General features: G+C 57.5%; 15 protein-coding genes. 8 read left to right on the forward strand and 7 right to left on the reverse strand.

The window, feature by feature from the left end:
* Window positions 1–236: 236 nt before the first annotated feature.
* Genes dacB through pmrB form a run of 3 tightly spaced genes read left to right on the forward strand, consistent with a single transcriptional unit; the run spans window position 237 to window position 3,399 of the window.
* A complete protein-coding gene (gene dacB, locus ACMGF9_RS21585) occupies window positions 237–1,670 on the forward strand; it encodes a serine-type D-Ala-D-Ala carboxypeptidase (protein WP_015376410.1) in 1,434 nt (477 codons plus the stop codon).
* 8 nt (window positions 1,671–1,678) lie between these two features.
* Window positions 1,679–2,341 carry a two-component system response regulator PmrA gene (gene pmrA, locus ACMGF9_RS21590; protein WP_004933545.1) on the forward strand — a complete coding sequence of 221 codons (663 nt, stop codon included), beginning with the start codon at window positions 1,679–1,681 and terminating at the stop codon, window positions 2,339–2,341.
* Window positions 2,338–3,399, forward strand: coding sequence for a two-component system sensor histidine kinase PmrB (pmrB, locus tag ACMGF9_RS21595; protein ID WP_118892521.1), 1,062 nt, complete (start codon window positions 2,338–2,340; stop codon window positions 3,397–3,399). Before pmrA ends, pmrB begins: the two co-directional genes overlap by 4 nt.
* Window positions 3,400–3,435: 36 nt before the next feature.
* Here pmrB and cgtA read toward each other — a convergent pair whose 3' ends face one another.
* From cgtA to rplU, 4 genes are all read right to left on the reverse strand, one after another.
* Window positions 3,436–4,608 (reverse strand): Obg family GTPase CgtA, encoded by a 1,173-nt coding sequence (gene cgtA, locus ACMGF9_RS21600; RefSeq protein WP_004933553.1) that lies wholly within the window; start codon window positions 4,606–4,608, stop codon window positions 3,436–3,438.
* Window positions 4,609–4,624: 16 nt separating this feature from the next.
* A complete protein-coding gene (locus tag ACMGF9_RS21605; protein WP_016929330.1) occupies window positions 4,625–5,596 on the reverse strand; it encodes a DMT family transporter in 972 nt (323 codons plus the stop codon).
* 105 nt (window positions 5,597–5,701) lie between these two features.
* Window positions 5,702–5,959 carry a 50S ribosomal protein L27 gene (rpmA, locus tag ACMGF9_RS21610; protein WP_004933559.1) on the reverse strand — a complete coding sequence of 86 codons (258 nt, stop codon included), beginning with the start codon at window positions 5,957–5,959 and terminating at the stop codon, window positions 5,702–5,704.
* Window positions 5,960–5,976: 17 nt separating this feature from the next.
* Entirely contained in the window at window positions 5,977–6,288 is a 312-nt protein-coding gene (gene rplU / locus ACMGF9_RS21615) for a 50S ribosomal protein L21 (RefSeq protein ID WP_004933561.1), read from the reverse strand.
* 270 nt (window positions 6,289–6,558) lie between these two features.
* On the opposite strand from rplU, the gene ispB reads away from it, so the two are divergent.
* The gene (gene ispB / locus ACMGF9_RS21620; RefSeq protein ID WP_016929331.1) at window positions 6,559–7,530 is read left to right on the forward strand and encodes an octaprenyl diphosphate synthase; all 972 of its coding nucleotides are present in this window, start codon (window positions 6,559–6,561) and stop codon (window positions 7,528–7,530) included.
* A 50-nt stretch (window positions 7,531–7,580) separates the two neighbouring features.
* On the opposite strand, the gene ACMGF9_RS21625 is transcribed toward ispB, so the two are convergent.
* Window positions 7,581–7,937: a DNA-binding protein gene (locus ACMGF9_RS21625; RefSeq protein ID WP_015376406.1), complete on the reverse strand. Its 357-nt coding sequence runs from the start codon at window positions 7,935–7,937 to the stop codon at window positions 7,581–7,583.
* A gap of 181 nt (window positions 7,938–8,118) precedes the next feature.
* On the opposite strand from ACMGF9_RS21625, the gene ACMGF9_RS21630 reads away from it, so the two are divergent.
* Window positions 8,119–8,379: a helix-turn-helix domain-containing protein gene (locus tag ACMGF9_RS21630; RefSeq protein ID WP_004933567.1), complete on the forward strand. Its 261-nt coding sequence runs from the start codon at window positions 8,119–8,121 to the stop codon at window positions 8,377–8,379.
* A 66-nt stretch (window positions 8,380–8,445) separates the two neighbouring features.
* Here the strand turns inward: ACMGF9_RS21630 and mdh are convergent, their stop codons facing one another.
* On the reverse strand, window positions 8,446–9,384 hold the full coding sequence (gene mdh / locus ACMGF9_RS21635; protein WP_004933569.1) for a malate dehydrogenase: 939 nt from the start codon (window positions 9,382–9,384) through the stop codon (window positions 8,446–8,448).
* A gap of 464 nt (window positions 9,385–9,848) precedes the next feature.
* On the opposite strand from mdh, the gene argR reads away from it, so the two are divergent.
* From argR to yhcN (ACMGF9_RS21650), 3 genes are all read left to right on the forward strand, one after another.
* Window positions 9,849–10,319: a transcriptional regulator ArgR gene (gene argR / locus ACMGF9_RS21640; RefSeq protein ID WP_004933572.1), complete on the forward strand. Its 471-nt coding sequence runs from the start codon at window positions 9,849–9,851 to the stop codon at window positions 10,317–10,319.
* A gap of 403 nt (window positions 10,320–10,722) precedes the next feature.
* The gene (gene yhcN, locus ACMGF9_RS21645) at window positions 10,723–10,986 is read left to right on the forward strand and encodes a peroxide/acid stress response protein YhcN (protein WP_004933574.1); all 264 of its coding nucleotides are present in this window, start codon (window positions 10,723–10,725) and stop codon (window positions 10,984–10,986) included.
* A gap of 120 nt (window positions 10,987–11,106) precedes the next feature.
* Window positions 11,107–11,370 (forward strand): peroxide/acid stress response protein YhcN, encoded by a 264-nt coding sequence (gene yhcN / locus ACMGF9_RS21650; protein ID WP_004933578.1) that lies wholly within the window; start codon window positions 11,107–11,109, stop codon window positions 11,368–11,370.
* 197 nt (window positions 11,371–11,567) lie between these two features.
* Here yhcN (ACMGF9_RS21650) and mpl read toward each other — a convergent pair whose 3' ends face one another.
* On the reverse strand, window positions 11,568–12,947 hold the full coding sequence (gene mpl, locus ACMGF9_RS21655; RefSeq protein WP_004933582.1) for a UDP-N-acetylmuramate:L-alanyl-gamma-D-glutamyl-meso-diaminopimelate ligase: 1,380 nt from the start codon (window positions 12,945–12,947) through the stop codon (window positions 11,568–11,570).
* Between the last annotated feature and the right edge of the window lie 108 nt (window positions 12,948–13,055).

A 13,055-nucleotide genomic window follows, 5' to 3' on the forward strand; every position in this document is an offset into this window, starting at 1 on the left:
TTTCCTGTTCAAATAACCGTCATCCTGACGTATTCGTATGAAAACACGGTTGGCATACCGCCCCCCGCCTCCAGGCGACAAACAAAAGAAACCTGACTCGGAACGGAGCCCAAGCCAAGATCGGTTTTGCATTTTGATACGCATTTTAGCCTAGAGTTCCTTGAGGGTCATCGTTTACTTTTTCCCTGATTGCACCGTAGTATGACGGCACGTTATCCAGCTGTTATCCCGAGATTATGCGTTTTTCACGAATTGTCAGTGCATTGGCTTGCGCATTTGTTCTGAATGCGAATGCGGCCCCGGTTGAAGAGTACACACAATATCTGCCTGATGGGGCCAACCTTGCCCTGGTCGTTCAGAAGATCGGCGCCGGTGCGCCGACGATCGATTACCACTCTCAGCAGATGGCGCTGCCGGCCAGTACCCAAAAAGTGCTGACGGCGCTGGCTGCGCTATTGCAACTCGGGCCCGATTACCGTTTCACCACCACGCTGGAGAGCCAGGGCGATATTCGCGACGGCGTGCTGCGCGGCAACCTGATCGCCCGCTTCAGCGGCGATCCGACCTTCAAACGCCAGAGCCTGCGCAATATGGTGGCCGTCCTGAAAAAGCAGGGCGTGCGCCAAATCAGCGGCGACGTGCTGGTCGATACCTCGGTCTTCGCCAGCCATGACAAGGCGCCCGGCTGGCCGTGGAACGATCTGACGCAGTGCTTCAGCGCGCCGCCGGCCGCCGCCATTGTCGATCGCAACTGTTTCTCGGTCTCGCTGTACAGCGCGCCGAATCCGGGCGACATGGCGTTTATCCGCGTCGCCTCCTATTATCCGGTTAATATGTTTAGCCAGGTGCGCACCCTGGCGCGCGGCTCCGCAGACGCGCAGTACTGCGAGCTGGACGTGGTGCCGGGCGAGCTGAACCGCTTTACCCTGACCGGCTGCCTGACGCAGCGCAGCGAGCCGTTGCCGCTGGCCTTCGCCATCCAGGATGGTGCCAGCTATGCGGGCGCCATCCTGAAAGACGAACTGAAGCAGGCCGACATCCAGATCGACGGGCATTTGAAACGCCAGACGCGCCCCGGCATCACCGGCACGGTGATCGCGCAAACCCAGTCGGCGCCGCTGCACGATCTGTTGAAAATCATGCTGAAGAAATCGGACAACATGATCGCCGATACCGTCTTCCGCACCATCGGGCACGAACGCTTCGGCGTGCCGGGCACCTGGCGAGCCGGTTCTGATGCGGTACGGCAGGTGCTGCGCCAGAAGGCCGGCATCGATCTGGGCAACACCATCATCGCCGACGGTTCCGGCCTGTCGCGCCACAACCTGCTGGCCCCAGCGACCATGATGCAGGCGCTGCAGTACATCGCGCAGCACGACAACGAGCTGAACTTTATCTCGATGCTGCCGCTGTCCGGCTATGATGGCACCCTGCGCTACCGCGGCGGCCTGCATGAGGCTGGCGTAGACGGCAAGGTGTCGGCCAAGACCGGCGCGCTGCAGGGCGTCTACAACCTGGCGGGCTTCATCACTACCGCCAGCGGCCAGCGCATGGCCTTCGTGCAGTATCTCTCCGGCTACGCCGTGCCGCCGGAAGATCAGAAACAGCGCCGCGCACCGCTGGTGCGTTTCGAAAGCCGCCTGTATCGGGATATTTACCAAAACAACTGAGGATCGCCATGAAGCTGCTGGTCGTTGAAGATGATGAACTGCTGCAACAAGGGCTGGCGCTGGCGCTGACCGGTGAAGGCTACGTGTGCGACTGCGCCGCCACAGCGGCGGAGGCCAGCAGCCTGCTCATCACCAGCCAATACAGCATGGTGATCCTGGATCTCGGCCTGCCGGACATGGACGGCGCAGCGCTGCTGCGGCAGTGGCGCCGCCAGCAGATCGATCTGCCGGTGCTGATCCTGACCGCCCGCGACGCCCTGGAAGACCGCGTCGATGGGCTGGACGCCGGCGCCGACGACTACCTGGTCAAACCCTTCGCGCTGGTTGAGCTGCAGGCGCGCGTGCGCGCTCTCCTGCGGCGCTACCAGGGCCACAGCGACAATCTGATGCAGGTGGATGACCTGCAGTTGAATCTCTCCAGCCAGCAGGTCTATCTGCAACAGCAGCCGGTGGAGGTCACGCCGAAAGAGTTCGCCATTCTGGCGCGCCTGATCATGCGTGCCGGGCAGACGGTCAACCGCGAACTCCTGCAGCAGGATCTCTACACCTGGCAAGATGATTTAGGTTCCAACACCCTGGAAGTGCATATTCACAACCTGCGCCGCAAACTGGGCAAGGATCGCATTCGCACCGTGCGCGGCATCGGCTACCGCCTGGAACCCTCGTCATGATCAGCATGCGCCGCCGCCTGCTGCTGATGCTGGCGCTGATCCTGCTGGTCACGCAACTCATCAGCGCCTTCTGGCTGTGGCACGAAAGCCAGGAGCAGATCAGCTTCCTGGTGGACGAAACCCTGTCCGCCAAAGTGCGTACCGAACGCGTCGATACCGAGATCGCCGAGGCCATCGCATCGCTGTTGGCGCCTTCGCTGATCATGATGATCGTCACCCTGTTGGCGTCATTCTGGGCTATCAGCTGGATCATCCGCCCACTCAACCAACTGCAACAGCGGCTGGAAAAGCGCTCTGCCGATAACCTGACGCCGCTGCCGATCACCAGCGATAGCCAGGAAATGGTGGCCGTCACCAATGCGCTCAATCAGCTGTTCTCACGGTTGGACAACACCATTCAACAGGAACGCCTGTTCACCGCCGACGCCGCCCACGAACTGCGCACGCCGCTGGCCGGCATCCGCCTGCATCTGGAATTGATGGAAAAACAAGGCGTCAAGGGCAGCCAGGCGCTGATCGCCCGCATCGATCAGCTGATGCATACCGTCGAGCAGTTGCTGATGCTGTCGCGCGCCGGGCAAGACTTCGCCAGCGGCCATTATCAGCATTTCGATTGGGTGGCCAATGTGATCCAGCCGCTGCGCGAAGAGCTCGACGAAATGGCCGCCCAACGCGGGCAGACGCTGGGCTGGCAATTGCCGGCTGCTGCCACAGTGAACGGCGATCCGGTGCTGCTGCGGCTTCTGCTGCGCAACCTGGTCGAAAACGCTCACCGTTACGGCCCGGAAGGCGGCGCGATACAGGTGCGGTTAACGCCGCAAGACAACGGCTATCTGCTGCAGGTCATCGACGATGGCCCGGGAATCAAGGAAGAAATGGTCGGGGAGCTGACGCAGGCGTTTCGCCGCATGGATCAACGCTACGGCGGCAGCGGACTGGGCCTGAATATCGTGATCCGCATCGCGCAACTGCACCAGGGGCGTTTGACGCTGGAAAACCGCCGCGATGCGCGCGGCCTGAATGCCCAGTGCTGGCTGCCGGAAAAGGCGCTCAAATAATAAGGGCCCAGCGTTGCTGAGCCCTTTATCACCGAATTACTTCTGGTAAATGATTTCGACGCCTTCGTCGTCGTCTTCGTCCCAGTCGTCATCCCAGTCATCTTCCGCTTCGGCTTCCACTTCCGCAATTTGCTCGCGGTGGTAGTCATCCCACATGAATTCGACTTTTTCCGGTGCGCTTTCTTCGATCGCCATCGCTTTCGGCTGGGTGTTGATGAAGTTCATCACGTCCCAGCACAGCGCGTTGACGCCTTCGCGGTTGGCGGCGGAGATCATGTAGTACTTCCCTTCCCAGCCCATGCCTTCCACAATCGCCTTGGCGCGTTCGGCGGCTTCTTCCTCACCAATCACATCAATTTTGTTGAACACCAGCCAGCGCGGCTTCTGCGCCAGATTTTCGCTGTATTGGTTCAACTCGTTGATGATGACTTTGGCGTTTTCCACCGGATCGGATTCGTCGATCGGCGCGATGTCCACCAGGTGCAGCAGCACGCGGCAACGCTCCAGGTGTTTCAGGAAACGAATACCCAGGCCGGCGCCTTCGGAGGCGCCCTCGATCAGCCCCGGAATGTCGGCGACCACAAAGCTCTGCTCGTGATCCATGCGCACCACGCCCAGGCTCGGCACCAGCGTGGTAAACGGATAATCGGCCACCTTCGGCTTGGCGGCGGACACCGCGCGGATGAAGGTCGATTTGCCGGCGTTCGGCAGCCCCAGCATGCCCACATCGGCCAGCAGCAACAGCTCCAGCAACAGGTCACGCGCTTCGCCGGCGGTACCCAGCGTCTTCTGACGCGGCGCGCGGTTGACCGAAGATTTGAAACGGGTGTTGCCCAGACCGTGCCAGCCGCCTTTGGCGACCATCAGCTTCTGCTCGTGGCGGGTCATGTCGCCGAGGATCTCGCCGGTGCCCTGATCCTTCACGCGCGTGCCGACCGGTACCTTGATGATGACGTCTTTACCGCGTTTGCCGGTACAGTCGCGGCTCTGGCCATTCTGGCCGCGTTCGGCGCGGAAAGACTTCTCAAAGCGGTAGTCGATCAGGGTGTTAAGGTTCTCGTCCGCCAGCAGGTAGACGTCGCCGCCGTCGCCGCCGTCACCGCCGTCAGGCCCACCGTTCGGGATATATTTTTCGCGGCGGAAGCTGACGCACCCGTTGCCGCCGTCGCCTGCAACGACCAGAATCGCTGCTTCATCTACAAACTTCATTTACCGTCTCCGTAAATCATTCACCGGGCTGCTTCAAAGGAGCAACCAGGGGGGGGTCTGCCCGTCGCGGCCACCACCGGTGACCAATTGCGGAAAACATGGCGCCCGCCACAACCACAAACGCACCGACATAGCCGACGATGTTCAGCGTCGGCATGGCGAATGCCTGGGGCCAAGCCAGCGCCAATAAATCTGAAAACAGCAGGGTAAACAGCGGGGTCAGCGTAACCAACGCGCTCACCTGCGCCGCCTGCCAGCGCGCCATCGCTTCTGCCAGCGCGCCATAGCCGATCAGCGTGTTGGCGCCGCAAAACAGCAGGCACGCCAATTGCCAGCCGCTAAGCTGGAAAATCACCTCGGGTTTGGCCAGAGGGAACAACGCAATCGCACATAAAGTGTACAACATAACCAGGATCTGCGGCGAAGCCAGCCGGCGCAGCAACACCTTCTGCGCCACGCCATAGCTCACCCAGACCATCGCCGCACACACGCCCAGCATGACGCCCAGCGTGTAGTCCGTCAGCCGGGTGAAGATCTCTATCAGACTGACGTTGAAAAACAGCATCAGCCCGCAAATCAGCATCAGGGCGCCAATGACCTGGGTGATGCGCATGCGCTCTTTTAAAATCAGCACGCTGGCGAACATCATACCGACTGGCGACAGCTGGCCAATCACCTGCGACGCCGTCGGGCTCAGGTATTGCAGCGAGGAGCTGAAGAACACAAAGTTGCCCAGCAGCCCCGCCGTCGCGATCGCCAACAGCAGCAGCCAACGCGGCTGGCGGAACATCGTCAGCGGCGGCAGCTTGCCGCGCACCGCAAGGATCAGGCCCAAACCGATGGCGGCCATGGTAAAGCGATACCAGACAACGGTAAACGGCTCCATCACCACCAACACTTCTTTCATCGCGATCGGCAACGCGCCCCAGCAAACCGCCGTGGTTAACGCCAAAGAAATACCAACGCCGACCTGCTGCTTCGTATCCATATCACCTTCGCCAACGCTGACGGGCCAACCCTCAGGCAACCCATAAATGTAAAAAGCCCCGCAACGAATTGCGGGGCTTACATCTATTTCGTAAGGCTCGAAAAATTATTCAGCTTCGATGCTGATGAATTTACGATTGCTCGGGCCTTTAACTTCGAATTTGACTTTACCGTCTTTCAAAGCAAACAGAGTGTGGTCTTTGCCGCAACCCACGTTGGTACCAGCGTGGAATTTGGTGCCGCGCTGACGAACGATGATGCTGCCTGCCAGTACTGCTTCGCCGCCAAAGCGTTTTACGCCCAGACGTTTAGCTTCTGAATCGCGACCGTTACGAGTCGAGCCGCCAGCCTTTTTGTGTGCCATTAATCCGCTCTCCTAACTTAAGCGCTGATGCCGGTGATTTTAACGTCAGTGAACCACTGACGGTGGCCCTGCTGCTTACGGTGGTGTTTACGACGACGAAACTTAACGATTTTAATTTTCTCGCCACGACCGTGAGCAACGACTTCAGCTTTGATCTTGCCGCCATCGACGAAAGGAACGCCGATTTTGATATCTTCGCCATTAGCGATCATCAGAATCTGGTCAAACTCAACCGCTTCACCAGTTGCGATGTCCAGCTTTTCCAAGCGAACGGTCTGACCTTCGCTTACTCGGTGTTGTTTACCACCACTTTGGAAAACCGCGTACATATAAAACTCCGCTTTCCGCGTGCCCGACTGTGTTAGTTCAGAGCGCGCTATAAATATTCACAATAGGGCGCGAATTCTACGCAAAAAAGCGGCGCATGACAAGAGCAGAATAAGACCAGAAGGAGAAAAAAGAAGAAAAAAAGCGCAGTTTCTTTCGTGGCGTTTATCTGAACCGTTTTTCAAGTACAATCATAGGGACAGTTACCGCCATGTACCGATGTGAGCAGCGATCTCAACGCGGTGAAGAGAAACACAGCTGAAAAAAACACAATGAACCTAGAGCAAATTACCGAGTTAACCGCGCAAGATATGGCGGCCGTGAACGCAACAATTCTCGAACAGCTGAATTCCGATGTCACGCTCATCAATCAGCTTGGCTATTACATTATCAGCGGTGGCGGTAAGCGCATCCGGCCGATGATCGCCGTCCTGGCGGCGCGGGCGTTGGGCTACGAAGGCAACAAGCACGTCACCGTAGCCGCCCTGATCGAATTCATTCATACCGCCACGCTGTTGCATGACGACGTCGTCGACGAATCGGACATGCGCCGCGGCAAAGCCACCGCCAACGCAGCGTTCGGCAACGCCGCCAGCGTGCTGGTCGGCGACTTTATCTATACCCGCGCCTTCCAGATGATGACCAGCCTGGAATCCCTGCGCGTGCTGGCGCTGATGTCGGAGGCGGTCAACGTCATCGCCGAAGGTGAAGTGCTGCAGTTGATGAACGTGCACGATCCCGACATCAGCGAAGAAAGTTATATGCGGGTGATCTACAGCAAAACCGCCCGTCTGTTTGAAGCGGCGGCGCAATCGTCGGCGATCCTGTCCGGCGCCAGCGCTGAGCAAGAACAGGCGCTGCAAGATTATGGCCGCTACCTCGGCACCGCTTTCCAGCTGATCGACGATCTGCTCGACTACAGCGCCGACGGCAGCACGCTGGGCAAAAACACCGGCGACGATCTGAACGAAGGGAAACCGACCCTGCCGCTGCTGCACGCGATGCACAACGGCGACGACGCCCAGCGTGACATGATCCGCGGCGCGATTGAGCAAGGCAACGGCCGCCACCTGTTGGAGCCGGTGCTGCAGGCGATGCAGCAATGCGGTTCGCTGGAATACACCCGCAAACGCGCCGAGGAAGAAGCCGACAAAGCGATCGCCGCGCTGCAGGTCTTGCCGGCCTCGGAGCACCGCACGGCGCTGGAAGGCCTGGCCCATTTGGCGGTACAACGCGATTTTTAAGAAATTTTAATTTCGCAATACATTCATCAGGCCCGCCCACGCGGGCCTGCCTAGGTATTGCTCTCTTCGTCGATACGCGCCAGCAGGCCGCCAATCCCTTCCCGCATCAGGAAAGCCACCATTTTCTCGCGCTCGCTCTCCGTCAAATGGTAGTAATACTCGATCCAGACCGCCAACGGATCCTGGCGTTCTACGTCATATGTCGCCCCGTCTTCTTTCAGCGCCAGCAGGTTACGCACGCCTGGAGGCAGGCTGTCGATATGATACTCCAACGCTTTTCCCTGCACGCCTTTACGCCTGCGGCTGATCCAGCCTTCGCGTCGGGCCATCAGATTGATTCCCTGTGGTGAGGAGGGTAATCCTGCGATGCCTGTCAGTTCCTTGGCGGCAAACCACTCGTTTTTCATAGCCATCATCTCTGGGCAATAGTGGACAATGTCGTTTTTTGGAAATTACTTGGGTATTTTTTAGGAAATTTAATGGTATTCTTGTTTCCTAATAAGCGTTTCACGTTGTTCAAACGCTTAACCATGACCCGTTAGTTATACCACTAACGCAACTTTGGCTAATCAGAAAAGGAATGTAAACATGAATTCAAGGAACCCAGATTGGCATCCGGCAGATATCATCGCGGCGCTACGCAAGCAGGGCACCACGCTGGCGGCAGTGTCGCGCAAGGCCGGATTAAGCTCATCGACGCTGGCCAATGCGCTGTCGCGCCCGTGGCCAAAGGGGGAATGGCTGATCGCCGAAGCGATAGGCATCCACCCTTCGGAGATCTGGCCAAGCCGCTATTACGATCCGCACAGCGATTGCCTGCTGGATCGCAAAGCACGCATCAAATCGTGAACGCGGAGCAAAAAAAACCGCCGGAACAGCGTCCGGCGGCGTTTATCGGCTGACTATCGGTGTCGATCAGTTATTGATGAACTTCTCGCCCAGTTCGATATCTTTATGCAGCACGTCCAGCATCTCGTTCAGTGCTTTCTGCTCGAAGGCGCTCAGGGTGCCGATATCTTTGCGTTCTTCAACGCCGTTCTTGCCCAGCACCAGCGGCTGCGCGAAGAAGCGAGCGTATTTGCCGTCGCCTTCAACGTAAGCGCATTCCACAACGCCTTTCTCGCCCTGCAGCGCACGCACCAGAGACAGACCGAAACGGGCGGCCGCCTGGCCCATGGACAGCGTTGCAGACCCGCCGCCGGCTTTGGCTTCCACCACTTCAGTGCCGGCGTTCTGAATACGTTTGGTCAGATCCGCCACTTCCTGATCGGTGAAGCTCACGCCAGGGATCTGCGACAGCAGAGGCAGGATGGTCACGCCAGAGTGGCCGCCGATCACCGGCACGTTCAGTTCTTCAGGCTGCTTGCCTTTCAGCTCGGCCACGAAGGTATTGGAACGGATGATATCCAGCGAAGTCACGCCGAACAGTTTGTTCTTGTCGTAAACGCCGGCTTTTTTCAGCACTTCCGCCGCGATGGCGACCGTGGTGTTAACCGGGTTGGTGATGATGCCGATGCAGGCTTTCGGGCAGGTTTTCGCCACTTGCTCAATCAGGTTACGCACGATGCCGGCGTTAACGTTGAACAGGTCAGAGCGATCCATGCCTGGCTTACGGGCCACGCCGGCGGAAATCAGCACCACGTCCGCACCGTGCAGAGCCGGAGTCGCGTCTTCGCCGCTGAAGCCTTTGATTTTAACTGCGGTTGGGATGTGGCTTAAGTCGACGGCAACGCCTGGGGTAACGGGGGCAATGTCGTAGAGAGAGAGTTCAGAACCTGAAGGAAGCTGGGTTTTGAGTAGAAGGGCGAGGGCCTGGCCGATACCGCCAGCAGCACCGAGAACTGCAACTTTCATCCTATACTCCTTTATTATCTTAAATATATAAAGCGCCGTGAATGTGTTGGTTACGGACCTTAAGTTATTACACCTTTCAAAACAATAAATTAGCCAATTCTTGCCTGCAGGTGTAATAAAACGGCCGCTGTCGCGCCCATTTTAGATTAAATCGCTTACGCATGAAGGGCATAGCGCACACTAATCAAAAATAGTGCGAGGTTATTCACGAGCAAGTTAACCGGCCGTTACATTACACCCTTACGCAACATCAGAACAACATCATTTTAATAACATTTTATTTACCACCGCAGGCCGATTTTCCGTCGTCAAAAGGGCATATTCATCGCGGCCGGATTTTGTTAAAATGCCGCCCTTTCCTCGCCGTCCGGTCATTTTTATTTTCTTTGGGGCGGCCTTTGTTGCATAAAAATTCATCTATATGCATAATCATGACTTCCACTATCAACATTCCACGGTGCAAAATGCGTAATCCCGCAAAACAGGAAGATCTGATCAAGACGTTCAAAGCGTTATTGAAAGAAGAAAAATTCAGTTCTCAAGGCGAGATCGTTTTGGCGCTGCAAGAAGAAGGCTTCGAAAACATTAACCAATCCAAAGTATCGCGCATGCTGACCAAGTTCGGCGCGGTACGTACGCGCAATGCCAAAATGGAAATGGTGTATTGCCTTCCTGCCGAACTCGGCGTGCCGACCACCACCAGCCCATTGAAGAATCTGGTGCTCGACGTCGACCATAACGATGCCGTCGTGGTGATCCACACCAGCCCGGGCGCCGCACAGCTGATCGCCCGCCTGCTCGACTCACTGGGTAAATCCCAGGGCATCCTCGGCACAATTGCCGGCGACGACACGATTTTCGTCACCCCGTCCAACGGCTTTACCGCTCAGAAGCTGCATGAAGCGATCTTGGGCGTGTTCGAACAAGAGCTGTGAAACCTGGCGCTAACAAAGTGCGGCTGTAAACCGCATTTTGTTAGCGCTTCTTTAACCCTCGCGTTACCTTCCCAGCCTTCAACCGCGTTTAACACTGCTTTTTTATCCCGCAACAACACATTTCCATGACATCTCCATGTAACCAGCAGTACCCACTGTGATCTTCCGCACTTTTGGTCAAAATCACTTACCTTATTGAAATTACATAAATTTAACATCAAAAGATCGTTTTATGAGCGTTTTTTATTCCTTACGGTTATAAAAAATAAGGATCATGAGGTTAAAGTTTCACTAGCAACTGTTAGCGAACTATTAATTTTTCACGTTACTAGCTGTATACTCATTTTCGTGAACTGAATCACAGTTCGTTGGAACTGATAAAAGAATACGATGAGGTGAGATGATGAAAATTAAAGCTACCGTTGCAACCCTGAGCGTTCTGTCCATGCTTTCCTTTGGTGCATTCGCAGCACAATCTGTTGATGCAACCCAGGCCGCAAAACTGCAGCCCGCCGGTGTGATCACCGTGAGCGGCGTCGCTGCTGCGCCTTCCGACATTCGCCAGGCACTGTCCGACAAAGCCGACGCCAAAGGGGCGACCGCTTACCGCGTGATCGAAGCGCGCAACGACGGCAACTTCCACGCGACCGCTGAAATCTACAAATAAGTAACGGCATTACCCGGCAACGGGCAATACATCTCTGGAATCAAACGCTGTCATAACGGCCTTCAAGAATAAAAATCGCTGCCAAGCCCTTCCAGGCTGTTATGACCAAGGATCGCTATCATGAACATGAAAACTACTGTTGCTGCACTCGGTTTGCTGTCCGTCATCTCCTTCGGCGCGTCTGCCGCCCAGTTGGTGACTAACGATCAGACCGCCAATCTGCAATCTATCGGCACCATTACCGTCAGCGGCATCGACGGCGCGCCGACCGACATTCGCCAGGCGTTGTCGGAGAAAGCCGACGCGAAAGGCGCGACCGCCTACCGCGTGATCGAAGCCCGTAACGAAGGCAACTACCACGCCACCGCCGAGATTTACAAATAACAACTCTGGGAACGGCTTTGCAGAGCTGATTACCCTCGTCACTGCCACTGCCGAGTTCTGACGCAAACGCCGATTTCCCAGAGACCCTCTCGTCGTCCTATCCGACGAACCCCGTTGCCCTCGCTCGCGAGGGCTTTTTTATGGGCGTAAAAAAGGCCGCGAATGCGGCCCTTAGGTTGGCTTATGCGGCTAAGCGATCAGTAGGTCACCTTCGGTTCCTGCTTTTTCGCCAGCGCGTCCAGCAAGCGATCGTGAATACCGCCGAAACCGCCGTTGCTCATCACCAGAATGTGGTCGCCCGGCTGTGCGGTTTTCACCACCATGTCCACCAGCGTGTCGAGATCCGCGCTCCAATGCGCCGGCTGCACGCAGGCATCCGCCACTTCCGCGACCTGCCACGGAATGTGGTGCGGCTGGAACAGGAACACTTCGTCGGCACGGCCGAGCGAAGGCGCCAGATCGTTTTTGCTGATGCCCATTTTCATGGTGTTGGATCGCGGTTCCAGCACCGCCAGAATGCGCGCCGTACCGCCGACCTTGCCGCGCAGCGCGGCCAGAGTGGCCAGGATCGCCGTCGGGTGGTGCGCGAAATCGTCGTAAACCGTGACGCCGTTGGCTTCGCCACGCAGCTCCAGACGGCGACGGGCATTGATGAAATCGCCCAACGCGCGGCAGGCATCCGCCGGCTGCACGCCGACGTGGCGAGTCGCGGCGATAGCCATCAGGCCGTTATGCATGTTGTGCTCGCCCACCAGCGCCCACTTCACTTCGCCGACCTGCTCACCGTCGAGGAACACCGCGTAATGGCTGGCGTCCGGCGTCAGCTTCTGCGCGCGCCAGGCGCCCTCTTCGCCCACCAGCTCCTGTTCGCTCCAGCAGCCCATCGCCATCACCTGCTTCAGGTGGCTGTCGTTGTCCGGCAGAATGATTTTGCCTTTGCCCGGCACCAGACGCACCAGGTGGTGGAACTGTTTCTGGATGGCTTTCAGATCGTCGAAAATATCGGCGTGGTCGAACTCCAGGTTGTTCATGATCAGCGTGCGCGGGCTGTAGTGCACGAACTTGGAGCGTTTGTCGAAGAACGCGCAGTCATACTCGTCGGCCTCGATCACGAAGAACGGGCTGCCGCCGAGGCGGGCCGATACGTCGAAGTTGCCCGGCACGCCGCCGATGACAAAGCCGGGCTGGTAGCCGCAGGCCTCGAGGATCCAGGTCGCCATGCCGGCGGTGGTGGTTTTACCGTGGGTGCCGGCGACCGCCAGTACCCAGCGATCGCGCAACACGGCGTCGTGCAGCCACTGCGGGCCGGAAACGTAAGGGATACCACGCTCCAGCACCGCCTCCACGCACGGGTTGCCGCGCGTCATGGCGTTGCCGATGATCACCAGATCCGGCGCCGGATCCAGCTGGGCGGGATCATAACCCTGAATCAGATCGATCCCCTGGTTCTCCAGCAGCGTGCTCATCGGCGGATAGACGTTGGCGTCCGAACCGGTGACGTCATGCCCCAGTGAGCGCGCCAGCATCGCCAGCCCGCCCATAAAGGTGCCACAGATCCCAAGAATGTGAATGCGCATAGGTTTCTCATGTGAGTGCATCGAATGTCGGCATATTCTAACGCTCAGAATCGTCCAGAAGAAATGGATTTGCCTATGAATGGCGCGCATCTTTGGGCTACACTGCAC

Source organism: Serratia sp. BNK-23 (assembly GCF_047456145.1).
Classification (GTDB): Bacteria; Pseudomonadota; Gammaproteobacteria; order Enterobacterales; family Enterobacteriaceae; genus Serratia; species Serratia nematodiphila.

Coding starts and splice junctions, on each gene's coding strand:
- cgtA (WP_004933553.1), bottom strand. CDS start 4,608: ATGAAGTTTGTAGATGAAGCAGCGATTCTGGTCGTTGCAGGCGACGGC.
- rpmA (WP_004933559.1), bottom strand. CDS start 5,959: ATGGCACACAAAAAGGCTGGCGGCTCGACTCGTAACGGTCGCGATTCA.
- argR (WP_004933572.1), top strand. CDS start 9,849: ATGCGTAATCCCGCAAAACAGGAAGATCTGATCAAGACGTTCAAAGCG.
- yhcN (WP_004933578.1), top strand. CDS start 11,107: ATGAACATGAAAACTACTGTTGCTGCACTCGGTTTGCTGTCCGTCATC.
- ispB (WP_016929331.1), top strand. CDS start 6,559: ATGAACCTAGAGCAAATTACCGAGTTAACCGCGCAAGATATGGCGGCC.
- mpl (WP_004933582.1), bottom strand. CDS start 12,947: ATGCGCATTCACATTCTTGGGATCTGTGGCACCTTTATGGGCGGGCTG.
- pmrA (WP_004933545.1), top strand. CDS start 1,679: ATGAAGCTGCTGGTCGTTGAAGATGATGAACTGCTGCAACAAGGGCTG.
- ACMGF9_RS21625 (WP_015376406.1), bottom strand. CDS start 7,937: ATGAAAAACGAGTGGTTTGCCGCCAAGGAACTGACAGGCATCGCAGGA.
- ACMGF9_RS21630 (WP_004933567.1), top strand. CDS start 8,119: ATGAATTCAAGGAACCCAGATTGGCATCCGGCAGATATCATCGCGGCG.
- pmrB (WP_118892521.1), top strand. CDS start 2,338: ATGATCAGCATGCGCCGCCGCCTGCTGCTGATGCTGGCGCTGATCCTG.
- mdh (WP_004933569.1), bottom strand. CDS start 9,384: ATGAAAGTTGCAGTTCTCGGTGCTGCTGGCGGTATCGGCCAGGCCCTC.
- dacB (WP_015376410.1), top strand. CDS start 237: ATGCGTTTTTCACGAATTGTCAGTGCATTGGCTTGCGCATTTGTTCTG.
- rplU (WP_004933561.1), bottom strand. CDS start 6,288: ATGTACGCGGTTTTCCAAAGTGGTGGTAAACAACACCGAGTAAGCGAA.
- ACMGF9_RS21605 (WP_016929330.1), bottom strand. CDS start 5,596: ATGGATACGAAGCAGCAGGTCGGCGTTGGTATTTCTTTGGCGTTAACC.
- yhcN (WP_004933574.1), top strand. CDS start 10,723: ATGAAAATTAAAGCTACCGTTGCAACCCTGAGCGTTCTGTCCATGCTT.